General features: G+C 56.9%; 19 protein-coding genes. 9 read left to right on the plus strand and 10 right to left on the minus strand.

What is annotated here, in order from left to right; genetic code table 11:
- Positions 1-12: 12 nt before the first annotated feature.
- From fhuB to hrpB, 10 genes are all read right to left on the minus strand, one after another.
- Positions 13-1,995 (minus strand): Fe(3+)-hydroxamate ABC transporter permease FhuB, encoded by a 1,983-nt coding sequence (fhuB, locus tag AB8818_RS13240; RefSeq protein WP_163330345.1) that lies wholly within the window; start codon positions 1,993-1,995, stop codon positions 13-15.
- Positions 1,992-2,882 carry a Fe(3+)-hydroxamate ABC transporter substrate-binding protein FhuD gene (gene fhuD, locus AB8818_RS13245; RefSeq protein WP_192982029.1) on the minus strand — a complete coding sequence of 297 codons (891 nt, stop codon included), beginning with the start codon at positions 2,880-2,882 and terminating at the stop codon, positions 1,992-1,994. The genes fhuB and fhuD overlap by 4 nt, the downstream gene beginning before the upstream one ends.
- The gene (gene fhuC, locus AB8818_RS13250) at positions 2,882-3,679 is read right to left on the minus strand and encodes a Fe3+-hydroxamate ABC transporter ATP-binding protein FhuC (protein ID WP_192982026.1); all 798 of its coding nucleotides are present in this window, start codon (positions 3,677-3,679) and stop codon (positions 2,882-2,884) included. Before fhuC ends, fhuD begins: the two co-directional genes overlap by 1 nt.
- A gap of 50 nt (positions 3,680-3,729) precedes the next feature.
- A complete protein-coding gene (gene fhuA / locus AB8818_RS13255; protein ID WP_192982024.1) occupies positions 3,730-5,985 on the minus strand; it encodes a ferrichrome porin FhuA in 2,256 nt (751 codons plus the stop codon).
- A gap of 203 nt (positions 5,986-6,188) precedes the next feature.
- A complete protein-coding gene (locus AB8818_RS13260) occupies positions 6,189-7,193 on the minus strand; it encodes a fimbrial protein (RefSeq protein ID WP_371199903.1) in 1,005 nt (334 codons plus the stop codon).
- Between the two features lie 12 nt (positions 7,194-7,205).
- Positions 7,206-9,683 (minus strand): fimbria/pilus outer membrane usher protein, encoded by a 2,478-nt coding sequence (locus tag AB8818_RS13265; RefSeq protein ID WP_166710155.1) that lies wholly within the window; start codon positions 9,681-9,683, stop codon positions 7,206-7,208.
- Between the two features lie 19 nt (positions 9,684-9,702).
- Entirely contained in the window at positions 9,703-10,416 is a 714-nt protein-coding gene (locus AB8818_RS13270) for a molecular chaperone (protein ID WP_116342584.1), read from the minus strand.
- 43 nt (positions 10,417-10,459) lie between these two features.
- Positions 10,460-11,068, minus strand: coding sequence for a fimbrial protein (locus AB8818_RS13275; RefSeq protein ID WP_166710153.1), 609 nt, complete (start codon positions 11,066-11,068; stop codon positions 10,460-10,462).
- 295 nt (positions 11,069-11,363) lie between these two features.
- Positions 11,364-13,889, minus strand: a complete 2,526-nt coding sequence (gene mrcB, locus AB8818_RS13280; protein ID WP_166710151.1) for a bifunctional glycosyl transferase/transpeptidase — start codon at positions 13,887-13,889, stop codon at positions 11,364-11,366.
- Between the two features lie 189 nt (positions 13,890-14,078).
- Positions 14,079-16,508: an ATP-dependent helicase HrpB gene (gene hrpB / locus AB8818_RS13285; RefSeq protein ID WP_192982021.1), complete on the minus strand. Its 2,430-nt coding sequence runs from the start codon at positions 16,506-16,508 to the stop codon at positions 14,079-14,081.
- A 74-nt stretch (positions 16,509-16,582) separates the two neighbouring features.
- Between hrpB and thpR the strand changes: the two genes are divergently transcribed.
- From thpR to panD, 9 genes are all read left to right on the plus strand, one after another.
- Positions 16,583-17,137, plus strand: a complete 555-nt coding sequence (gene thpR, locus AB8818_RS13290; protein ID WP_116342574.1) for an RNA 2',3'-cyclic phosphodiesterase — start codon at positions 16,583-16,585, stop codon at positions 17,135-17,137.
- Positions 17,127-17,831 carry a DNA/RNA nuclease SfsA gene (gene sfsA / locus AB8818_RS13295; RefSeq protein ID WP_116342572.1) on the plus strand — a complete coding sequence of 235 codons (705 nt, stop codon included), beginning with the start codon at positions 17,127-17,129 and terminating at the stop codon, positions 17,829-17,831. Before thpR ends, sfsA begins: the two co-directional genes overlap by 11 nt.
- A 176-nt stretch (positions 17,832-18,007) precedes the next feature.
- On the plus strand, positions 18,008-18,463 hold the full coding sequence (dksA, locus tag AB8818_RS13300) for an RNA polymerase-binding protein DksA (RefSeq protein ID WP_013095632.1): 456 nt from the start codon (positions 18,008-18,010) through the stop codon (positions 18,461-18,463).
- A gap of 59 nt (positions 18,464-18,522) precedes the next feature.
- Positions 18,523-19,413 carry a tRNA glutamyl-Q(34) synthetase GluQRS gene (gluQRS, locus tag AB8818_RS13305; protein ID WP_116342570.1) on the plus strand — a complete coding sequence of 297 codons (891 nt, stop codon included), beginning with the start codon at positions 18,523-18,525 and terminating at the stop codon, positions 19,411-19,413.
- A 42-nt stretch (positions 19,414-19,455) separates the two neighbouring features.
- Positions 19,456-20,853 (plus strand): polynucleotide adenylyltransferase PcnB, encoded by a 1,398-nt coding sequence (gene pcnB, locus AB8818_RS13310; RefSeq protein WP_028015552.1) that lies wholly within the window; start codon positions 19,456-19,458, stop codon positions 20,851-20,853.
- A complete protein-coding gene (folK, locus tag AB8818_RS13315; protein ID WP_163330335.1) occupies positions 20,850-21,329 on the plus strand; it encodes a 2-amino-4-hydroxy-6-hydroxymethyldihydropteridine diphosphokinase in 480 nt (159 codons plus the stop codon). Before pcnB ends, folK begins: the two co-directional genes overlap by 4 nt.
- A gap of 121 nt (positions 21,330-21,450) precedes the next feature.
- Positions 21,451-22,242 carry a 3-methyl-2-oxobutanoate hydroxymethyltransferase gene (gene panB / locus AB8818_RS13320; RefSeq protein ID WP_371199904.1) on the plus strand — a complete coding sequence of 264 codons (792 nt, stop codon included), beginning with the start codon at positions 21,451-21,453 and terminating at the stop codon, positions 22,240-22,242.
- Positions 22,243-22,253: 11 nt separating this feature from the next.
- A complete protein-coding gene (panC, locus tag AB8818_RS13325) occupies positions 22,254-23,105 on the plus strand; it encodes a pantoate--beta-alanine ligase (protein ID WP_163330334.1) in 852 nt (283 codons plus the stop codon).
- 32 nt (positions 23,106-23,137) lie between these two features.
- Positions 23,138-23,518 (plus strand): aspartate 1-decarboxylase, encoded by a 381-nt coding sequence (panD, locus tag AB8818_RS13330; protein WP_006810068.1) that lies wholly within the window; start codon positions 23,138-23,140, stop codon positions 23,516-23,518.

A 23,518-nucleotide genomic window follows, 5' to 3' on the forward strand; every position in this document is an offset into this window, starting at 1 on the left:
CGTTTACTTTTATTACCGACTCTGCTTTCTCAACAGATAGATAAAGTACGGCGCTCCGATAAAGGTCGACAGCAGGCCCGCCGGGATCTGATACGGGAACAGCACCATCCTTCCACACCAGTCGGCAAACACCAGAATGACCCCGCCCGTCAGGGCCGACATCACAATATGCGGCATCGTTCGGCGGAAACCCATCATTCTGGCGATATGCGGTGCCATCAACCCTACAAAGCTCAGCGGACCGATGGTCATGGTGGCGGTTGCCGTCAGACACGCCGCCAGCAGCAGAAGCGCGACGCGCGTTGGCGTCAGCGCTAAGCCAACCGCACGCGCGGTTTCGCCCCCCAATGGCAAAATGGTCATCCAGCGACGACACAGCGGCACAATTGCCAGCAGCACGATCATAACGCTTCCTGACCAGGCAACCTGGCTGGCGGTGGCGTTGTACGTTGAGCCGGAAATCCAGGTCAGGATCTTCGCCATGCGCGGATCGCCGCTCGCCTGTAGCATCATCAGCAGCATGGTAAAGGCGGTGCTGAGGGCCATACCGGCCAGCAGCATGCGGTGTGGAGAAAATCCGCCGCGGCCCGAGGCAACCAGAATAATCATCAGCGTGACCGCCGCACCGATACTTCCGGCAGGCATCAGCCAGCCAAACGCATTGCCCGGCACCAGGAACAGCATCAGCACCACGCCAAAAGCAGCGCCGGAGCTGATCCCCAGCACTTCAGGGCTTGCCATCGGGTTGCCGGTGAGACGCTGAATAATACAGCCGGCGACCGCCAGCATTACGCCAGCAAACAACGCAGAGAGAATACGCGGCCAGCGCCATTGTAATAGTTCGTTGAGTAAGTCACCCGTTGCCCAGTGCCAGCCTGCGGCATCGCGCCCAAACGCGAGGGCGGCAAACGAGGCGATAAGCAACACCGCCAGACCGGCAAGGCTGAACCACAGCACCGACTGACGTTCAGCATAGACCTTATCGCCGGCGTCCATCGCCGGCGCGCTGATACTGCGCAGGCGCGGGAGCAGCCACAGCAGCAGAGGCGCCCCGATAAGCGCCGTTGCCGACCCCGTAGACACTTCCATCCAGACGCGCGCCAGCCAGAGAATGATCTGATCGGAAAGCCAGAGGATCAGCGCGCCAATCAGCGGCGCCAGCAGCAGACGCGCCAGCAGGCGACGCGCCCCGAGCATTTTCGCCAGCAGGGGCGCAAAGAGGCCAATAAACCCGATGATGCCGACCGCGTTAACCAGCAGAGCACTGAGCACAATCGCCAGGGTGAGCGCCGCCAGGCGAGCCAGCGACAGCGCCAGCCCCAGGTTGCGCGCCACGCCATCATCCAACCCCATGAGCGTCAGCGGACGCAGCAGCAGCAGCGTCAGCACGACCCCGCCCGCCAGCTGCGGCCACAGGCGCTGCACAACGCTCCAGTCGGTCTGGGTGAGCGTACCGGTACTCCACAGGAACATGCTTTGCAGCTGATCGTGATGGAACAGCACCAGCAGCTGATTAATCGCGCCGCAGTAGAGGCTGACGACCAGCCCGGCCAGGATCAGCGTTACCGGGGAAAGGCGCTTGCCCCAGGCAACGCCAAAGACCAGCGCCCCCACCACGCACGCTCCCGCGAGAGCGGCAAACTGCGCGGTTAACGCCCCGGGTAACGCCCAGAGCGTGGTTATCGTGATCCCAAGCTGAGCCCCCGTCGCGACGCCCAGGGTTGTCGGCTCTGCCAGCGGGTTACGCAACACCTGCTGGAACAACACGCCTACCAGCCCTAAACCGGCCCCGACCAGCAGTGAAATCGCCAGACGCGGCAGCAGGCTGTAGTGGAACAGCATCTGCTGAATATTGTCGATATCCGGCGAGGCCAGCGCGGCGCCCCACTGTGCGCGCGGTAATGCCGTCGAGAGATTGAACCCGGTGAGAGCCAGCGCAACCAGGAAAAGCAGGAACAACAGCAGCACCGGGAAACGGGCGATACGCGTACTCATGATTTGCCTCCCAGCGCGTTATCCAGCACGCGGGCAAAATGCATGGCCGACAGCGTCGCGCCGTAGAACCATACTGCAGGTGCGCGCTGGAAGCGCTTCTCGCGCACAAATGGCATCGCCTGCCAGAGCGGCGTCGCCATCAGCGTTTGCATCTCGCGTTCGTTGCCGTGGTCGAAGCACAGCACGTCCACATCGCGAAACGCCGCCAGACGATCGATACCGACGGCGGTGCTGCCCCAGAAGGTCATCTCCCCTTCCCAGGCATTGCTAATGCCGAAGCTGTCCAGCACCTCCTGGAACAGGCAGTTTTTACCGAAGACCAGCATATGGCGGGCATCCAGCAGCGTCACCATCAGCAGCGGGCGATCGCCCCGGTTAGCAAAGCGCGGCTTCAGTCCGGCAATCAGGGCATCGAAGTCATCGAGATGCTTTTTGGCCTCCGCCTCGCGGTTGAGGAAATGCGCCATCTCGTTAATGGAGTTTTTCGCCACGGTCAGCGGTTTTTTACCGTCGCTGAAGGAAAAACCGCGCCCGGGCGCAATCCGCGCCATGGTCTCTTCTGACGGACCGTAGCCCGCAGACCAGAACAGGAACGACGGTTTCATCTGAGTGAGCAGTTCGAGGTTTGGCTCCGTGCGCAGGCCGATGTCGATCACCGAGTCCGGCAGCTTAGGCTCGTTCACCCAGAGGTTATAGTTTGGAATATCCGCCACGCCATACGGTGTGACGCCCAGCGCCATCATCAGTTCGACCGGCAGCCACTCCAGCGCCACAATGCGGTGCGGATCGACGGTGGCAGCGCGCGCCGCATTCATTTTAAACAGCAGCGGTGAGAGCGCTATTGCCGTCAGAAGACGACGGCGGCTAAGGGAAATGTTATCCAGCATCAGTATACGAAGCTCACCGGTGCAGCCCCGGCCGGGTGAGGCAAAATCCCCATCGGAATACCGTAAATATGTTCCAGCGTTTCGCTGCGCATCAGTTCAGACGGCGTGCCCTGGGCAATCATTTCGCCGCCGCGCAGCGCGACGAGGTAGTCACAGTAGCGTGCCGCCATGTTGATATCGTGCAGGACCGCGATCACCGTCAGGCCACGTTGCTGACTTAAGCGATGCACCAGCGCCAGCACGTCCACCTGATGGGCGATATCCAGCGCAGAGGTCGGTTCATCCAGCAGCAGGCAGCGGCTGTCCTGCGCCACCAGCATCGCAATCCACGCCCGCTGACGTTCACCGCCGGACAGGCTGTCCACCAGACGGTGCGCCAGTGGTTTTAGCCCCACCAGCGCAATCGCCTCTTCCACTTTTTCTCTGTCGGCGACGCCGAAGCGCCCAAGCGCACCGTGCCACGGATAACGCCCAATCGCCACCAGCTCACGCACCGTCATCCCTTCCGCCTGCGGCAACTGCTGCGGCAGATAGGCCACTTTGCGAGCAAAAGCTTTGCTGCTCCAGCTCTCCAGCGGCTGGTCATCCAGCAGAATAGCGCCTTCTGAAGGCGACTGATGGCGCCCCAGCATCTTAAGCAGCGTGGATTTACCGGAGCCGTTGTGGCCAATCAGGCCCGTCACTTTACCGGCCGGAAACGTCAGAGAGAGCGGATGCAGCAGCGTGCGCCCGGGTACGCGAAAGGAGAGTTGATTGAGCGTAAAGGTGGTGTCGGATTGCGTTTTATTATCCTGCATGTCAGCCAACTTAAATAAAAAGGGCACGGCGAACCGTGCCCAAAAAGCGATTAGAAGCGGAAGGTCGCGGTGGCAACAACCTGACGTTCGGCACCCCAGAAGCAGCCGTAGGTATTGAAGCAGCTGGCGACGTACTCACGATCGAACAGGTTGTTCACGTGAAGCGCAACGTTAGAGCCAGCCATGCCAACGCGAGCAAGATCGTATCTGACCAGCGCATCCACCACGGTGTAGCTGCCTACTTTGAAGGAGTTCGCCGGATCGCCATAGCTGGAGCCCGTATAACGCACGCCGGTACCCAGCGTCAGACCGGACAGTGCACCATCAAACAGCGTGTAATCGCCCCACAGCGACGCCATGTGTTTTGGCACCTGAGCAGGCGTGTTGCCTTTGTAGTTGGTGTCCGTGGTGTACTCGGCATCGGTGTAGGTATATGAACCGACAACGTTCACGCTCGCAGACAGGGCCGCTTTCGCTTCCAGCTCTACGCCACGGGCGCGGATCTCGCCGCCTTCAACGGAGAAGAAGGAACCCGCAGGGTCGGCCATCAGGTTGTTGGTTTTGGTCAGCTGGTACAACGCGCCGGTGACAACGATCGGACGATCGTTCGGCACGTATTTCACGCCCGCTTCGTACTGTTTGCCTTTAGACGGTGCAAAGACGTTGCCGCTCGCTCCGGTCTGCGAAGCCGGTTCAAACGATTCGCTGTAGCTAAAGTACGGGGTGACGCCGTTATCGAACAGGTAGTTAACACCGCCACGCCAGGTGAACTGGGTGTCATTACGCTCGGAAGTCGTATTTGTCACGCGGTTGTAAGATTCTTGATTGGCCCAGTCATATCGGCCACCCAGCGTTACCAGCACTTTATCCCACTCGATCTGATCCTGAGCATAAATACCGGTCTGCTTTTGCTTGTTCAGCACCTGATAAGCACCTGACGGCCCAGGATGTGAACCGAAATCGAAATCGCTACGATCGAGGTTATAGATATCAGAGGGAGCTACGGAACCGGCATAACCAAACCACGAATCGATGTCATTACGCATGCGCATAAAATCCACGCCGGTCAGGAGCGTATGATCGAACGAACCCGTCGCGAACTTGCTCTGCAACTGCGTGTCGACAGTGAAGTTTTCCAGCTTCTCGTTATCGATCACATACTGGCGAGTCAACGTATGGCCCCACTGCGATTGAGGAATGCTGGCGCAAGGGCTGGATGCCGGATTACTCGAATAGAGCGGGTCAGAACACATACCGTAGCCGTAGACGCTGTTTTGCGAGGTTTTATTCTGCGCATAACGCAGGTTCTGACGCACGGTAAAGGTATCGTTGAATTCGTGGTCGAAGCTGTATCCCACCATCTTCTGGTTACGGGAATAGGTGTTGTTCTTCGCGCCTTCGTTGAAGTTCGTTGGCAGACGATCGCCGTTAGGCAGCGGATCAACCGTCCCCTCTTTTGGCAACCAACCGTAGTAGCCCGTTTCAGGCTCGTTCTGGAAGTAAGAGAGGAATGTGAAGGTGGTCTTCTCATCCGGACGCCAGGAGAACGATGGCGCGATGGCATAACGCTGTTCGCCTTTACCTTCCTGCTGCGAATTGTTCGAACGCGCAACGCCCGTCAGACGGTACGAGTAAACACCGTCATCATCGATCGCATCGCTAAAATCAAAGCCGGTCTGGAACAGGCTGTCCGTACCCACCTTGAACTGGATCTCTTTCAGCGGTTCGGTTGTCGGGCGCTTACTGACCATGTTCAGCAAACCGCCAGGGCTGCTTTTGCCGTACAGAACGGAAACCGGACCGCGCATGATCTCGGCGCGCTCCAGCATGTAAGGGTCAATTACCGCGTCGTTGTAGAAGTTCCCCTGCATTTTCATGCCGTCGAGGTAGTTATTCTGCGACTGCCCATCCGCCGCGAAGCCGCGAATGATCAAATAGTCGTAGGTATTAGACGCACCGCGCGTGCCTACCGCAACGCCCGGCGTGTAGCTCAGGGCTTCTTTCACCGAGCGCGGCTGGTGCAGCGCCATCTCTTCGGCCGTCACCACAGAAATAGACTGCGGAACCTTCTGGATTGGCGTATCCGTTTTCGTGCCGGTGGCGGATTGCCTTGCAGCGATAGTCGCAGCGGGCCCCCAGGCACTTTCCTGGGCAGCAGGTGCTGCGGTTACCGTAATGGTTTCTTCTTTTTTCTGGGTTTCGGCAGCATGTGCGTACGTAGACATGCCGGCAACCGCTGTGGCTACGACCGCCGCGACTTTACGCAGCGACGTGGTAATTGGCTGAGCAGTATTGGAAAGCGCCATGTTTATCTCTGATGGAAAAGTGAATGATAACGTAAACGAGAATTATTATTATGACCGCAGAATAATATGCGAAACGCTGGTTGCATAGCAAGCAGTAAGCGGCCCTACAAGATTTAAGGGTTTAAGAATTAACCAGATGAAAACAGGGGGTTAATAAGTGTAGTGAAATGATCGTTTAAGCCCGCCGGAGCGGGCAGGATGGATTATCGGTAAAAGACTTCGAACGTCGCGACAGAGTCGACTTTGCCGGCTTTAATCTCTCCCGTCTTGATGTAGCGGGCCTTGAGCGGGATCTCGACAGGGACTTTGTCCTGCGTACTGGTTATGGCCGTGTAGTTCTGATCAAACTGCAGCACCGTATTATTCTGGTCAAGGATCTGTATGCCGACGCCATCGGCGGCAGAGTCTCCGGCAGCAATGCCGAGAATATTGCCGTTCGTGACCCCCGTTGAACCCGCGCTGGTAAACTGATAATCAACCTTTGTGCCCGCCGCACAGTCGGTGATTTCAATCCTGAAGCTGCTGTCCGTGAGTATGTCTGAGTACTGGCCGTTAAAGTCCTGGGTGTTGACCGTTTTCAGCGGCACATAAATGTTTCGGTCAACCAGGTTACAGGTGTTGGTTGTAATGCGAACGCTGGCAGGAGAAAAACGCATCTCACCTATCACCGCGTTGCCCAGAATGTCCATTGAGGTTAATCGTGAGGTATCGAGATACCCTTCCTGAATATCGCCCGTCACCACCAGCTGTGCGGCGGCACGAAATACCGATTTGCTCTGCGAGCTTCCATGCGTCGATCCCAGATAGTGCATCGGCCTGAGGATATCTTCCTCGTTGTAGCTGGGGAACTGCTCGTTCGACGATGCCGCACGGATGCCAATACCCGGCACGTTGGTCTGGTAAACCCCGGTCATCACATCATCCCGCGCGTCGGTATCGGTCAGATACAGATATCCGCGCCGAATTTGCGCTTCACCGCTACAGTCCACCAGCACCTCTTTACTTTCAACGCTGGCATCATAAATCACGGTGCCGACGGGCGTGTCTGGCTGGACAACAATCACCGGAGGAATTTGAAACGTCACCACAGCATCCACGCCAGCGCTGCCGTTAAAGGTACATTCTGCCCGGGCTGAATGGAAAAAAAGGCCCGCCAGCAAAAGCAGCACGGGCGAGAGAAACGTATTGACTGAACGGTGGAGAATCATGAAATACCTCTGTTAATGGCAGTTGACCGTTGCTTTGACGATCCCTGCCGGGCTCTCTGAAGGAATATCCAGCGTCCCCTGACACTGCCGATCGCGCTCTTCCCCCCACTGCACGCTAAACGTGGTTTTGCCGGACAGCCCCGTCAGGTAAACCTCACCGTCATCACCCACGATGGCAGTGGTGTTATCCAGCGCTACGACGGCACCAAACGGCACGGGTTTGCCCGCATAGCGCAAGGTCACCAGCGCGCGTCGTCCAACGCGGGCATCGAAGGTGGCGTGCAGCGCGGCGCCTTTCGTCGGGACGAGATCCTTCGTCGCCGCGTCGATATCAATATCTTCCCGATCCTGAGTGTTGACCGTAATGACGTTGTGTCGATAGGCGGTCAGGGAGGGAACGATCGCGTTACCAAAACGATCGGTTGAAATGCCGCGTCCGTTTTGCACTTTGACGTTATCGCCATCTTTAATGTGCACAATGGCGAAGGCGTCGCGCACGGGTTGCCCCAGCGTCACGCCATGCTCGTGAGCAACGATTGACCCCTGAGCGCTGTAGTTCCACTGTCGATTGTCGCCGCCGTAGCTGTACCCCATCCCCACTTCACCGGAAGCGCCGCGGTAACGCCCGGACAGGCTGCCACCGTAGCCCGTATCCTGGCTGGCGTAGGTCTGCTGGAGGTTATAGCTCAGCTTATTGTCCTCAAGAGCAGTACCGCCGAGCCCGACCTGATGCGAAACAAACCCACCGCTGGCGGTGTTAGCGCTGTAGGTTGCCCAGGCATCAGGCAGCCACTTCGATAAGGGAATATTGACCGTCAACGCCATTTGCCGGTCGGTATCGGCATCTGGCGTGCGGGTCAGGTTGTAGCTTATCGACCAGGTGATATTGCGCCAGCTGGAGCTCAGCCCCGCGCTGACGCTACGTTCGTGGCCGTCCATGTCCCAGTAATCCTGCTGATAGCCGTTGAGATAGGCCGAGCCCCAGTCTGAAATACGCTGGGAAAGGTTGAGCTGCATGCGGCTACGGCGGTTGTTGGTTCTGCGGTAGGTATAAATGCCGTCATCGATCTCGCTGTCACGCTGATCGAGAGCTTCCTGAAAGGTATAAAAACCCGAGGTGGAGTAGCGATAGCTGGCAAGCGTCACGGTCGTATCCGTGTCAGGAATATCTTTCGAATACTGAGCCCGCCAGGATAAGCCGCTGGCATCGTCACGTCCGTCATCAAACGCGGTACGCGCGGCGGTGAGATCGACAGATGCCGAGCCGAAGTGTCCCAGGTCGGCGCCGAGCCCCAACAGTAAAGCATGATACAGGGACGCCCCCATCGCGCCGGTATACGCCGTAACGCCGTAAGGCAGACCATAGATGGCCGTACCTTGCGCAAAGATCGGTTCATCTTCACCTTCATTACCGCGATAGCGCCCAGCTGCCAGTGAATACTTAAAACCACCTTCCCGCTGCAACACCGGCACCGAGGCGCTGGCCTGGATGAAGCTATGCTCGCTGCCGTCCGCCTCTTCGACAGTCACTTCCAGATCGGCGCCGGATGTTACCTGGCTTAAATCGCGGATCTCAAACGGCCCCGGCGAGACGTTCGTTTGATAAATGATGTAGCCGTTTTGCTTAATAGTGACTTTCGCATCGCTATTGGCAATACCGCGCACGACTGGCGCAAAGCCCTGCTGGCTGACGGGCAGCATAGAGGAGTCCGTTTCCAGCTTCACGCCGGTCATCTGGACGCTGTCAAAAAGCTCGCCGTTGGTATACGTCTGGCCAATCTCAAGCTGGCTTTTTAGCGTTTTGATGTCGCGTTGTAACGTGCTGGCAATGGCCTCCCAGCCGGAAGCGTCGCTCCAGGTGCTGTTATTGCGCAGCCGCCACGCTCCAAGGTTAATCCCCGACTCCAGGCCAAGCCAGGTCGAAGAAGTTTTGCCCGAGCTGTAGTGCTGCTGAGAGCCGCTGAGTTGATAGCTTGTCCAGGCGGCAGGCGCGCCGTCATCCCAGAATTTTGGACGTATCGCGCCAGCGGCAGCGTGGTCGCGATACACCTGCGGGATGACCAGCTTCAGGGTCTGGTCATCCTGATTGTATTCGTAACGGGCATTTTCAATAAAATGGGAGATATCGCGAACGTAAGCGCCGTCATCCAGATCTTTTAAGTCCGGGATCGCGTCAACTTTCACGCCGTAATCACGCAGGTCCGCTTTCGTTAGCTCCGGCAGCAGGCGCTGTTTATCGTCAGAGAGCACGAAGGCGATGGGACGTTTATCCACAACGTCCCGATCCCACATAACTGTCGTGAGGTAGCTTCCGGCTAGTAACCCGTTATCGTTGATGAAGTTTTGTAGCGTAGAGGTATTTTCGAGCGGCGTATCCAGTTCAAGGATCCGCAGGTTAAATTCGTCATCGGCACTTGCAGGCTGGATCGCGGCGAGCAGCGCCAGCGCGATCCCGGACAGTACCTGTTTGTGGAGCAGAGATGACGACATAAAATACCAACATGATTATTTAAAGAGCCTGTTTGCGTTGCGGGGTCTGTCCACCGAAATCGTTGATTGCCGTCCAGGTCACCGCGCCCTTTGCTGAATTCGGTAACGCGAAACGCTGCTCGCTGAACGGTGCCACCATCATGGAAATGGCTCCAGGCGTGGTTTTGGTCTCTTTCACCGGCACGCTTTTCCCGCCAACGGCAAGCTCGCCAAACGAGACGTAAAACGGTGTCGGGTTGTTTGCGATAAGCGTGTCACCCTGGCGATGGAAAGTGATTTTTTCATAGGCACTCAGCGCATCGGTTTCTTTCAACTGAGCGGGGCGCCAGAACAGTTTGAGGCGCGTTTTCATCGCAAACTGCAGCGTATTTTTCTCTTTCAGCTCAGGTGAAAGTGCCGATACCGATTTAACGTTCGCCAGAAACAGTGATTCCCGGTCTGCGGGCAGGCTTTTTTTATCGCCGGTAAAAATAACGTGCAAAAGGGTTTGACGATTTTCCTGCAATTTGTAAACAGGAGGCGTAATAATGAAAGGCGCTTTTGCATCATTGGGATAACTGACCCAGCTTTGCACCAGATAACGCGTATGAGGATCTTTATTTTTAAGTGCTATTTGAACTTCAGATTTATTCGATGGATAAATAATTCGCGTACCGCCGAGAACAACACTTGCCTGTACTGAACAGCAGGAAACAATTAAACAACCACATAACAATTTAAATAAAGTCTTCATACAATGTTCCAAAAAGGCAGCCGTTCAGGCTGCCAGTCATTGCTTAGCGGTAGACAACCTCGAATGTTGCAGAGGAGGAGTAATGGCCTGCAGTTGGCGCGGTATCCCCCACCTGAATCACTTTCGCGGTGTAGTTAAAGACAGAAGCCGTTGCCCCGGTCGCGTCGTTATTCACATCGGTACCCGCATCCGGTACTGAACCGTCGAAAATAACATCGCCTTTTGAGCCGTTATCATTGCTGACGATAATACCTACGTTGGTCGCATTACCTGCGCCTGTCAGATCGTTCTTCAAACGCTTGTACGCGGCGTCTGTCGTCGTGCCGCTGAACTTGAGGTTCAGTTTAGCGACCAGAGGGTCACATTTTTTCACTTCAATCTTAAAGGCTTTTGAGGTGCCAACCGTACCATCAGCGCCAAAATCCGAAGGATAGGTATCGGCGAAAGTGACGGTGGAAGCGTTAGTTCCGGATCCATCCACGTTAATTTCGCAGGTATCAGCAACAATTTTTCCGGCAAAGTTCACCGTACCGGAATCGTTCGATGCAAATACAGGCAAAGACAGCGCGGCCATTATGCTTCCGGCTAATAACGAAGAAACAACATACTTATTCATAATAATATCCTTATATTTGATGATAGAGGCATCCATTCTCGCTACAAATATTTCGCGTTAGAATGTTCTCCGACAGTTACGCCACTAACTCTTTAGAAATATCCTTAGAGCAAGTGAATTTCTTGAGGAGATTACATCAGATTTTTCTTTATTATGTCCAGAGCGGACAATGAGGCGAGACATACAGTTAGCCACAACCGCATGTTTTAAATGAAAAATACATGAACTTAAAAATACTTAATTTAAAATTTAATTTTTTTAATAATTACAAAGTGTAAATCACAAAAAAAGCCGCTTTAATATAAAGCGGCTTTTTTATTCAGGAAATTAATTAGTTTCCACCAAACATGTCCTTGATCCAGCCGGCCACGCCATCACTGTCTTTCTTCTCGTTCTGCTGCTGAGCCGGTTGTTGCTGCGGCTGCTGCGGCTGAGAAGATTGATCGAACGGGTTGCCCGTTGGCTGTTCAGGCTGGCTCTGCTGGCACAGCGAGTCCGGGTTGGTCGTCCAGACCGGCAGGGTACGCATCCCGCCGCCGCAGACAAAGTTCCCGGAACCATCCACGCCCATATCGACGATATCTTCCGGCGCAACCAGATTTAGCGGCACAGGTGACTGGTTCGCCAGGTAGCGCTGGTAAATCGACATCGCCCCGCTCGCCCCGTACAGTTTGGTCGGCTGGTTGTTGTCACGGCCTACCCAGGTAATCACCACTTCACGGCCATCAATACCGGCAAACCAGGTATCGACGTTGTTGTTGGTGGTCCCGGTTTTACCCGCCAGATGCAGACCAGGATACTTCGCCCCCAGCTGACGACCGGTACCGCGCTGCACAACCTGCTGCATCGTCCACAACGTCATATAGGCCGCCTGCGCGGGAACGGCACGTTCCGCCTGCGGGAAGCTCTGATACAGCACGGAGCCATCTTCGGCAATCACCGAACGCAGGGCAGAGAGCGGTGCGCGGTTCCCCCCGCTGGCAATAGTCTGGAACGCCTGCGCTACTTCGATCGGCGTCAGGTTAAGCGCCCCCAGAATCATCGCCGGAACAGGGTGCAGCTGATCTTTCGGTACGCCCAGCTTCTGCCAGGTATCGACAATGGCCGGCAGACCCAGCGCCATACCGAGGTTAACCGTTGGTACGTTCATGGAGCGGGTTAACGCATCCACCAGCATCACCTGGCCGCTGAACTGTTTATCATCGTTCTGCGGTGACCATACCTGGCCGTTAGGCTGACGCAGGGAGATTGGCGCATCGGCAATCCAGGTGTTCAGGCGATACATATTCGGCTGGCTCAGCGCGGTGAGATAGGTCGCCGGTTTAGCCAGAGAACCAATCGAACGACGCGCCTGCATTGCACGGTTGTAGCCCGCATACTGCGGCTCGGCGCCGCCCACCATCGCACGCACTTCGCCAGTGTTACGGTCAACGACCACCATCGCGGTTTCAAGATCGCTCAGCTTGCGCTGTTTCTTCAGCGCCGGGATCCCTTCAACCGCCGCTTTTTCTGCCGCGTCCTGCGCCACGGAATCAAAGGTCGTGAAGATCTTCACGCCGGAGAGATCTTTGACTTTATCCCCGAGCTTAGACTGCAACTCCTGACGCACCATCTGCATGAAGGCAGGCTGTGGAGAGATCACCCCACCGCGCGGCTGCACGCCCAGCGGACGTGCGCTCAGCATGTCGTACAGCTCCTGATCAATGACCTGCTGCTGTTGCAGCAGGCGCAGCACCAGGTTACGACGCTCCAGCGCCAGTTTAGGGTTGCGCCACGGGTTGTAAATGGACGCCCCTTTCACCATGCCCACCAGCAGCGCCTGTTGGTCCAGGCTGAGCTCTTCTACCGGGCGGCCAAAGTAGTACAGGCTCGCCAGCGGGAAGCCGCGGATCTCGTTATCGCCGCTCTGGCCGAGGTACACCTCGTTCATGTACAGCTCAAGGATACGATCCTTGCTGTAGCGCGCATCCATCAGCACGGCCATGTATGCTTCGTTGGCTTTACGCCAGTAAGAACGCTCGCTGGAGAGGAACAGGTTCTTCACCAGCTGCTGGGTCAGCGTACTCGCCCCCTGCACGGTACGGCCCGCAGTCAGGTTCGCCAGCACCGCACGGCCGATGGAGTAAAGGCTGATACCGTCGTGCTCGTAGAAGTGGCGGTCTTCGGTTGCCAGCAGGGTATCCACCAGCAGGTCCGGGAAACCGTTACGCGCCACGAACAGACGCTGTTCGCCGTTCGCCGACGAAAGCATGGTGATCAGACGCGGATCGAGACGGAAGAAACCGAACTGGCGGTTGTTGTCCATGTTCTCGATGGTTTCCAGCCGATCGCCGTCAAAGGTCAGACGCGCGCGCACCTGCCCTTCTTTGCTGTCCGGGAAGTCGAACGGACGACGGATCATCTCAATGCTCTTCGCCTGCACCGTAAACTCGCCCGGGCGCGTCATCTTCGTGACCTGACGATACTGTGTGGCCTGCAGCAGTTTCACCATCTCGTTCTTGCTGATGGACATATCCGGCTCAAGGTTCACCATGCGACCATACACTGCCGCAGGCAGCTGCCAGACTTTTCCGTCAATGCGGCTGCGGATCTTCTGATCCAGATAGACGCCATAAATCGCGATCAGCACCACAAAAACAATAAACAGCTTCAGCAGCAGCCAGAACCAGCCGCGCTTGCCCCGAGGCTTACGCCCTTTGCCTTTCCCTTTACGCGGCATGGGTTCTTCATCCTCATAATCGTCTTCATAGTCATCGTCATAGTCCTCATCTCTGAGGCGACGACGGCTTATCTTTTCTTTCGCCGGACGCGCGGGTTTTCCCTTACGTCCTATTGGCTCGCGGTCATTCCCCGCCATGCTTTTTCTCCGCAACTTTCAGGCGCAAAGGCCAGATTTTCTTTTCTTCCACAGGCCTGTGAAAGAAGAAATCTCTCAAAATAAACAGCAAGACTTTCCTGTCAGGAAAGTCTTTAGTGTTTTCTCCCTCTCCCTGTGGGAGAGGGCCGGGGTGAGGGCATCAGGCCGCACTCCCCTCTTTCACCTAACTCATGAATACTTCTTCGTGCGCCGCGTCGGCGCCGTATTCGCCGGATCGTCCGGCCAGACGTGTTTGGGATAGCGCCCTTTCATCTCTTTCTGCACTTCACGGTAGCTTCCCGCCCAGAACGCCCCCAAATCGCGGGTGATCTGCAACGGACGATGCGCAGGCGAGAGCAGCTCAAGCACCAACGGCACACGCCCTTCAGCAATAGACGGCGTGGTGGCTTCACCAAACATCTCCTGCATCCGAACCGCCAGCGCCGGAGGATTATCCTCATGATAACGAATGGCAATCCGGCTCCCGGTGGGCACAGTGTAATGCCCTGGAAGCTCACTATCCAGACGTTGACGTAATGACCAGTCCAGTAAATTCTGTAACGCGGTCTTAACATCAAGCGCCTTAAGGGCGCGCAGAGAGTGCACGCCGCTCATTTGTGGCAATAACCAGTGCTCAAGCGTGGCCAGCAGCGTCTCATCATCCACCGCTGGCCAGCCGTATTCTGGTAGCCACTTCGCGGCGCAGTGCAGACGAATACGGTACTGTTCGGCTTCCGGCGTCCAGTTCAGTACGCCCAGCCCTTTTTCCCGGATGCCGTTCAGCATTGCCTGGTGTAACTCTTCTTCCGACGGCTTCGCCAGCGGTTTCGTCCCGAGGATCAGTTTGCCAATCTGGCTACGCCGAAACGCCTTCAGCGTCCCCTGAGCGTCATCCCATTCCACGATGTCCGATTGCTGGAGCAGCTGCGGGCAGGTGCGCGTCAGGGCGTCTACGTCCACGGCAATCGCCTGCAGGATACGCGCATCCGGAGACTGGCTGCCCTGAAGCAACAGCGGGGCGATCAGCCACTCGTGACGCGTCAGGGCATCATCGCTGTCCAGCATCGCCCCCATACCGTTTGCCAGCTGATAGCGACCGTCAAGCCCGCGGCGGCGCGCAATCCTGTCCGGGAAGGCCAGCGCCAGCAGGGAGGCAATCTTATCGCTGTCAGGTGAACCGCCCCGGCTATTCAGACGTTTGCACAGCTGCTGCGCCCGCTGCTGCCAGTTTCCCTGACTGCGTGAAAACGCCTGCCCCAGATCGCTGCTGCCTCCGCGTGGCGGCTCCTCAAGAATAGCCGCCAGTTTCGCCGCCGTGGCAATTTCATCTTCTCCCTGCGCGGCCACCAGCATCGCCGCCAGACGCGGATCGTTGCCCAGCGCCGCCATTTTCTGACCGCGCGCCGTCAGACGTTCACCTTCCAGCGCGCCAAGCTGGGTCAGCAGGCTGCGCGCGGCGGCGAGGTTCACGACGGGCGGCGGATTGAGCCAGGTGAGCTGTTCAGGGTTCGGGCAGCCCCACTGCAGAAGATCCATCACCAGCCCTGAGAGATCGCTTTGTAAAATCTCCGGCGTGCTTTGCTGTGCCGCGCGTTCAGCGTGCTCCGCGCTGGTCAAGTGCAGGCAAATCCCCGGCTCAAGACGCCCCGCACGGCCCGCGCGCTGCACCATTGACGCCTGGCTGATGCGCTGCGTCAGCAGTTTCGTCAGCCCGGTGCGTGGATCAAAGCTCGCCACCCTCTCCTGCGCGCTATCCACCACCAGGCGAATGCCTTCGATGGTCAAGCTGGTTTCGGCAATGTTGGTTGCCAGCACCACTTTACGCTGCCCCGCCGGGGCGGGAAGGATGGCTTTACGCTGCTCGGTCAACGACAAGGCACCATAGAGCGGGCAAAGCATAACGTCAGTGCCCACCCTGGAGGCCAGCCGCTCCTGCAAGCGCTGAATCTCCCCCACGCCGGGCAAAAACAGCAGCAGCGAACCGGGCTCCTGGCGAAGCAGGTCAGCAGTGGCAACAGCCACCGCTTCGTCAAAACGCTGATGGGCAGGAAGCGGTAGATAGCGGCGCTCAACAGGGAATGCTCGACCTTCGGAGGCTACAACCGGCGCATCGGGCAGCGTCTGCTGCAGCCGCTCGTTGTCCAGCGTCGCCGACATAATCAGCAGCCGGAGATCGTCGCGCAGTCCCTGTTGTACATCCAGCAACAGCGCGAGGGCCAGATCGGCTTGCAGGCTGCGCTCGTGGAATTCATCCAGAATCACCAGCCCGACGCCGGTCAGCTCCGGATCGTTTTGCAGCATGCGGGTGAGAATGCCCTCGGTGACCACCTCAAGACGCGTGGACGGGCCGACGCAGGTTTCGGCACGCATCCGATAGCCCACCGTTTCACCCGGTTTTTCATTCAGCAGTTCCGCCAGCCGCTGCGCCACGTTGCGCGCGGCCAACCTGCGCGGCTCGAGCAGGATGATTTTTCCGGCAATCTTCCCCTCTTTGAGGATCTGCAACGGCAGCCAGGTAGATTTACCCGCCCCCGTAGGCGCGTTAAGCAAAACCTGCGGGGCATGTTGTAAGGCAGCGAGAAGCTCAGGAAGGACGACGGCGACCGGCAATGAGGACACTAACAGCTCCAGAGGGTTAACATTAGTCGGCGTACATTGTAGCATCGGCGCATATCATTACCGAGTCCCCCCGAATGTCTGAGTCGAAACGGCTGTTTTTTGCCATTGAATTGCCCACCACCGTACAGCGGCACATCGTTCGCTGGCGCGCGGAACATTTTCCGCCGGAAGCGGGCCGACCCGTTGCGGCAGCCAACCTGCACCTTACGCTGGCGTTTCTGGGTGACGTGAGCGCCGAAAAACAGCGGGCGTTGGCCGCCATGGCCGGGCGAATTTCTCAGCCACCGTTTACGCTGCACCTTGACGACGCGGGCCAGTGGCTGCGTTCGCGCGTGGTCTGGCTGGGGACGCGCCAGCCGCCGCGCGGGTTGTTACAGCTTGCCAATATGCTGCGCTCGCAGGCGGCGCGAAGCGGCTGTTATCAAAGCCCGCAGCCGTTTCACCCGCACATCACGTTATTGCGCGATGCCGGTCAGGCCGTTGCCATCCCGCCCCCGGGCTTTCATTGGGCTTTCCCGGTCAATGAATTCGCGCTTTATGAATCCGTCTTTGCACAGGGACGCACCCGCTATACGCCGCTACAGCGCTGGACGCTGGGCGACACCACAAGGAATTCTGATGAAGTTTAGTCCTGCACTCCAGTCTGCCACGCTGATCCAACGCTACAAACGCTTCCTCGCCGACGTGGTGACGCCGGAAGGCGAAGCGCTCACCCTGCACTGCCCCAACACCGGCGCCATGACCGGTTGCGCCGCCCCGGGTGACACGGTCTGGTATTCCACGTCAGAAAATACTAAACGCAAATATGCCCATACCTGGGAAATAACCGAGACGCAAAACGGGGCATTTATTTGCGTTAACACCCTGCGCGCAAATCAGCTCGTTAAGGAAGCGCTGACTAATGGCGCCATTCCCGAACTTGTGGGTTACGGTACGCATAAAAGTGAAGTGAAATATGGCGATGAAGGCAGCAGAATTGACTTCATGTTACAGGCGGAAGACCGGCCTGAGTGCTATATTGAAGTAAAATCAGTGACGTTAGCGGAACAGGAAAATGGCTTCTTTCCGGATGCGGTAACGCTACGCGGGCAGAAGCATCTGCGAGAGCTAATGAGTGTTGCGGCGGCGGGCAAACGCGCCGTATTGCTGTTTGCGGTGTTGCATTCAGCCATTGAACGGTTTTCCCCTGCCCGCCATATCGATCCTAAATACGCACAACTGTTGAATGAGGCACAAAAGCAGGGGGTAGAGGTTTTAGCTTATAAAGCGGAACTTTCTGCCGATAATATGACTCTGAGATCGTCTCTTCCCATTGTCTTATAAGGGATTAGACGATTGATGAATAACTGTTCTGGCCGCGTGCGCAAATACGCTTTTCCTCACAGGCTTGTCAAGTGTTACGTTTAGATAATTGCCATACGGAAAAGCATCTGCTATTTATAGCGACCTGATTTTTCCCCCAACACGGGGATCGATAGTGCGTGTTAAGGAGAAGCAACATGCAAGAAGGGCAAAACCGTAAAACATCGTCCCTGAGTATTCTCGCCATCGCTGGGGTGGAGCCGTATCAAGAGAAGCCGGGCGAAGAGTATATGAACGAAGCCCAGCTGTCGCACTTCAAGCGTATTCTTGAAGCATGGCGTAATCAACTCAGGGATGAAGTGGATCGCACCGTTTCGCATATGCAGGATGAAGCGGCTAACTTCCCTGATCCGGTAGACCGTGCCGCTCAGGAAGAAGAGTTCAGCCTCGAACTGCGTAACCGTGACCGCGAACGCAAGCTGATCAAAAAGATCGAGAAAACGCTGAAAAAAGTCGAAGACGAAGATTTTGGCTACTGCGAATCCTGCGGTGTTGAAATCGGTATTCGTCGCCTGGAAGCGCGTCCAACCGCCGATCTGTGCATCGACTGTAAAACGCTGGCCGAAATCCGCGAAAAACAGATGGCCGGCTAACGCCAGCGCTGTTTACACACTCCAAAGGCGGGAGTCTCTCCCGCCTTGTTACTGTTGATATGTCTGAATCACACTATATTGGGCGCTTCGCGCCATCTCCTTCCGGTGAATTACACTTCGGCTCATTAATTGCCGCGCTCGGCAGCTACCTGCAGGCTCGCGCCCGCCAGGGCAAATGGCTCGTACGCATTGAAGATATTGACCCTCCGCGTGAAGTTCCCGGTGCTGCAGACACCATTCTGCGTCAGCTGGAACATTACGGTCTTCACTGGGACGGCGACGTCCTCTGGCAGTCAAACCGTCATGAAGCCTACCGGGAACGTCTGGCCTGGCTTAGCGCTCAGGGGCTTTCCTATAACTGCACCTGCACCCGCGCGCGTATCCAGAGCGTGGGAGGGGTTTATGACGGCCACTGCCGCACGCTGAATCTTCCCCCGGAAAATGCCGCCGTACGGATAAAGCAGCGCTTCCCGGTGACGTGCTTTAACGATTTACTCTCCGGCGAAATCCATGCTGATGAGCGCCTCGCGCGCGAGGATTTTATTATTCACCGCCGCGACGGCCTTTTCGCCTATAACCTGGCCGTGGTCGTCGACGATCGTTTCCAGGGCGTCACGGAAATTGTGCGCGGGGCAGATCTGGTCGAACCGACGGTGCGACAAATATCGTTGTATCATCAGTTTGGCTGGACAGCGCCGGATTACATTCATCTGCCGCTGGCGGTCAATGCGCAGGGCGTTAAGCTGTCCAAGCAAAACCACGCCCCGGCCCTGCCAGACGGCGATCCGCGACCTGTTTTGATCGACGCGCTGCGATTTCTCAACCAGAATGTAACCAACGAATGGCAGGATCTGTGCATTGACGAACTGCTGAAAATAGCCATTGCCAACTGGACGCTCACGGCGGTGCCAAAAATCCAGCATTCTCAAATGCGTTGCGCTGAGCTATGATTAGCCGCTTTTTTCATAACAAAACACACTACGAGGTGTACCATTTTTACCCGAGTCGCTAATTTTTGCCGTAAAGTGCTAAGCCGCGAAGAGAGCATGGCGAACGACGCTATTGCACAGCCACACATGTCGGTTATTCCGCGTGAGCAGCACAATATTTCCCGCAAAGATATCAGTGAAAATGCCCTCAAGGTACTCTATCGTCTGAATAAAGCGGGCTACGAGGCCTATCTCGTTGGCGGTGGGGTGCGTGATTTACTGCTGGGCAAAAAACCGAAAGATTTCGACGTGACGACCAGCGCCACGCCTGAGCAGGTGCGCAAATTATTCCGTAACTGTCGTCTCGTTGGCCGCCGTTTCCGTCTCGCTCACGTGATGTTTGGGCCAGAAATTATCGAAGTGGCGACCTTCCGCGGCCACCACGAAGCGGGCGCATCCGATCGCACCACGTCACAGCGCGGCCAGAACGGCATGCTGCTGCGCGACAATATCTTCGGTTCTATCGAAGAAGATGCCCAGCGCCGCGACTTCACTATCAACAGCCTTTATTACAGCGTGGCGGATTTCACCGTGCGCGATTACGTCGGCGGCATGCAGGACCTGAAAGAGGGTCTGATCCGTCTGATTGGCACGCCGGAAACGCGCTATCGCGAAGATCCGGTGCGCATGCTGCGCGCCGTGCGTTTTGCCGCCAAGCTGAACATGCGCATCAGCCCGGAAACCGCAGAGCCGATCCCGCGTCTGGCGACGCTGATTAACGACGTACCGCCTGCCCGCCTGTTTGAAGAGGCGCTGAAGCTGCTGCAGGCTGGCTACGGGTTTGAAACCTACAATCTGCTGCGCGAATACAACCTGTTCCAGCCGCTGTTCCCGACCATTACCCGCTACTTCACCGAAAACGGTGACAGCCCAATGGAGCGCATGATTGCACAGGTGCTGAAAAATACCGACACCCGCATCCATAATGATATGCGCGTGAACCCGGCATTCCTGTTTGCGGCGATGTTCTGGTATCCCCTGCTGGAAACGGCTCAAAGAATCACCCAGGAGAGCGGCCTCGCCTATTACGATGCCTTCGCGCTCGCCGCGAACGACGTGCTGGACGAAGGGTGCCGCACGCTGGCAATCCCGAAACGTATTACCACGCTGGTGCGCGATATCTGGCAGCTACAGCTGCGCATGTCCCGCCGTCAGGGCAAGCGTGCCTGGAAGCTGATGGAGCATCCAAAATTCCGCGCGGCCTTCGATCTGCTGTCGCTACGTGCGGAAACTGAACGTAATCAGGAGCTGCAGCGTCTGGCGCAGTGGTGGGCTGAGTTCCAGGTTTCCGCCCCGCCGGAGCAGAAAGATATGCTGACCGGGCTGGATGAAGAGCCTGCACCGCGTCGCCGTCATCGTCGTCCGCGCAAACGCGCGCCGCGTCGTGAAGGGACAGCATGACCCTCGCGTATATCGCCATCGGCAGTAATTTAGCCTCTCCGCTGGAGCAGGTTAACGCTTCCGTACAGGCCCTGGGTGAGATCCCGCAAAGCCGTATCGTGGCGGTCTCCTCGTTTTACCGCACGCCGCCACTCGGGCCACAGGATCAGCCTGATTATCTGAATGCCGCCGTGGTGCTGGAAACGGCCCTCGATGCCGAAACGCTGCTGGAAAATACCCAGCGCATCGAACTACAGCAGGGGCGCGTGCGTAAAGCCGAACGCTGGGGGCCGCGCACGCTCGACCTCGATATTATGCTGTTCGGCCATGAAGTGATTAATACCGAGCGCCTCACCGTACCGCATTACGACATGAAAAACCGTGGCTTTATGCTCTGGCCGCTCTTTGAAGTGGCACCCGATCTCACCTTCCCGGACGGTACCGCATTAAAGACCGTTCTGAGCAACCTCAACGCGGAAAGACCCGCTCGCTGGTGATCCTCTCCCCCACCGATTGACCGCAAAATAATTGTGGTTAATCGGTTACCTAAAATCATTGTTCCCTCGAATGTTACTGTTAGAATGCGCAAAGATTCGCTTTGGGCTATCAGGAAACAGTATGAAACCAACCACCATCTCCTTACTGCAGAAATGCAAACAGGAAAAAAAACGCTTCGCCACCATCACCGCGTATGACTACAGCTTCGCCAAACTGTTTGCCGAAGAGGGTATCAACGTCATGCTGGTCGGAGATTCGTTAGGGATGACGGTACAAGGACATGATTCCACCCTGCCGGTAACGGTTGAGGATATCGCTTACCATACCCGCGCCGTGCGCCGTGGAGCCCCTGCCTGCCTGCTGCTTTCCGACCTGCCGTTTATGGCCTACGCCACGCCAGAGCAGGCATTTGAAAACGCGGCGGCGGTAATGCGCGCGGGTACTAACATGGTCAAAATTGAAGGCGGCGCCTGGCTGGTGGATACGGTGAAAATGCTCACCGAACGCGCGGTACCGGTGTGCGGTCATTTGGGTCTGACGCCGCAGTCCGTCAACATCTTTGGCGGGTATAAAGTGCAGGGCCGCGGCGACGCAGCCCAGACGCTGTTTGATGATGCCCTGGCGCTGGAAGCCGCCGGCGCGCAGCTGCTGGTGCTGGAGTGCGTGCCGGTTGAGCTGGCGAAACGCATCACCGACGCGCTAACCATTCCGGTGATTGGTATTGGCGCAGGCAACGTGACCGATGGTCAGATTCTGGTGATGCACGACGCCTTTGGCATTACCGGAGGGCATATTCCGAAGTTTGCCAAAAATTTCCTTACCGAAGCGGGCGACATGCGCGCTGCGGTCAGGCAGTATATTGCCGACGTTGAATCCGGTGTTTACCCGGGTGAAGAACACAGTTTCCATTAAGGAGTCTCGTTGTGCTAATCATTGAAACCCTGCCGCTGCTTCGCCAGCATATTCGTCGCGCGCGTCAGGAAGGTAAACGTATCGCACTGGTCCCAACCATGGGCAACCTGCATGACGGCCACATGAAGCTGGTGGACGAAGCAAAAGCCCGCGCAGATATCGTGGTGGTCAGTATCTTCGTTAACCCAATGCAGTTTGACCGCGCCGATGACCTGGCACGCTATCCGCGCACCCTGCAGGAAGATTGCGAGAAGCTTAAAAAGCGCCACGCAGACATCGTCTTCTCACCGGCCCCGGCAGATATCTACCCGCAGGGTACCGACGAGGCGACGTACGTTGATGTCCCCGGCATTTCCACCATGCTGGAAGGCGCCAGCCGCCCTGGACACTTCCGCGGCGTCTCCACCATCGTCAGCAAGCTGTTCAACCTGGTGCAGCCGGACGTTGCCTGCTTCGGTGAGAAAGATTTCCAGCAGCTGGCGCTGATCCGCAAGATGGTCGCCGATATGGGATACGATATTGAGATTGTCGGGGTGCCGATTGTGCGTGCGAAAGACGGTCTGGCGCTCAGCTCGCGCAACGGCTACCTGACCGCTGACCAGCGTAAGCTCGCACCGGGCTTGAGCAAGGTCATGAACACCATGGCGGAACAGCTGCTGGCGAAAGAGCTGGACGCAGAAGAGATCGTCGCCCTTGCAGAGCAGGCGCTGAACGACAAAGGCTTCCGCGCTGATGATATTCAAATCCGCGATGCTGATACCCTGCTTGAACTGACGCAGACCAGCAAACGCGCGGTAATTCTGGTGGCGGCATGGCTCGGCCAGGCACGCCTTATCGACAATAAAGTGGTTGAGCTGGCGTAGTTCTTCACCCTGGATAATTAAAGGTAAACGTAATGATTCGCAAAATGCTGCAAGGTAAGCTTCACCGTGTGAAAGTCACCCAGGCCGACCTGCACTATGAAGGCTCCTGCGCCATTGACCAGGATTTCCTCGACGCGGCGGGTATTCTTGAAAACGAAGCGATTGATATCTGGAACGTGAACAACGGCAAACGCTTCTCCACCTACGCCATTGCCGCCGAGCGCGGCTCCAAAATCATCTCCGTTAACGGCGCGGCAGCGCACTGCGCGGACGTGGGCGATATCGTGATCATCGCCAGCTTCGTGATGATGTCTGACGAAGAAGCGCGCCGCTGGCAGCCCAAAGTGGCCTATTTTGAAGGCGACAACGACATGAAGCGTACCGCGAAGGCGATTCCTGTTCAGGTTGCCTGA

The sequence above is a fragment of the Enterobacter sp. KB-280D8 genome (assembly GCF_041399405.1).
Taxonomy (GTDB): Bacteria; Pseudomonadota; Gammaproteobacteria; order Enterobacterales; family Enterobacteriaceae; genus Enterobacter; species Enterobacter cloacae_N.

Excerpts from the sequence above, each read along its gene's own strand:
- fhuB (WP_163330345.1), bottom strand. The coding sequence starts at position 1,995 with ATGAGTACGCGTATCGCCCGTTTCCCGGTGCTGCTGTTGTTCCTGCTT.
- fhuD (WP_192982029.1), bottom strand. The coding sequence starts at position 2,882 with ATGCTGGATAACATTTCCCTTAGCCGCCGTCGTCTTCTGACGGCAATA.
- fhuC (WP_192982026.1), bottom strand. The coding sequence starts at position 3,679 with ATGCAGGATAATAAAACGCAATCCGACACCACCTTTACGCTCAATCAA.
- fhuA (WP_192982024.1), bottom strand. The coding sequence starts at position 5,985 with ATGGCGCTTTCCAATACTGCTCAGCCAATTACCACGTCGCTGCGTAAA.
- AB8818_RS13260 (WP_371199903.1), bottom strand. The coding sequence starts at position 7,193 with ATGATTCTCCACCGTTCAGTCAATACGTTTCTCTCGCCCGTGCTGCTT.
- AB8818_RS13265 (WP_166710155.1), bottom strand. The coding sequence starts at position 9,683 with ATGTCGTCATCTCTGCTCCACAAACAGGTACTGTCCGGGATCGCGCTG.
- AB8818_RS13270 (WP_116342584.1), bottom strand. The coding sequence starts at position 10,416 with ATGAAGACTTTATTTAAATTGTTATGTGGTTGTTTAATTGTTTCCTGC.
- AB8818_RS13275 (WP_166710153.1), bottom strand. The coding sequence starts at position 11,068 with ATGGATGCCTCTATCATCAAATATAAGGATATTATTATGAATAAGTAT.
- mrcB (WP_166710151.1), bottom strand. The coding sequence starts at position 13,889 with ATGGCGGGGAATGACCGCGAGCCAATAGGACGTAAGGGAAAACCCGCG.
- thpR (WP_116342574.1), top strand. The coding sequence starts at position 16,583 with ATGTCTGAGTCGAAACGGCTGTTTTTTGCCATTGAATTGCCCACCACC.
- sfsA (WP_116342572.1), top strand. The coding sequence starts at position 17,127 with ATGAAGTTTAGTCCTGCACTCCAGTCTGCCACGCTGATCCAACGCTAC.
- dksA (WP_013095632.1), top strand. The coding sequence starts at position 18,008 with ATGCAAGAAGGGCAAAACCGTAAAACATCGTCCCTGAGTATTCTCGCC.
- gluQRS (WP_116342570.1), top strand. The coding sequence starts at position 18,523 with ATGTCTGAATCACACTATATTGGGCGCTTCGCGCCATCTCCTTCCGGT.
- folK (WP_163330335.1), top strand. The coding sequence starts at position 20,850 with ATGACCCTCGCGTATATCGCCATCGGCAGTAATTTAGCCTCTCCGCTG.
- panB (WP_371199904.1), top strand. The coding sequence starts at position 21,451 with ATGAAACCAACCACCATCTCCTTACTGCAGAAATGCAAACAGGAAAAA.
- panD (WP_006810068.1), top strand. The coding sequence starts at position 23,138 with ATGATTCGCAAAATGCTGCAAGGTAAGCTTCACCGTGTGAAAGTCACC.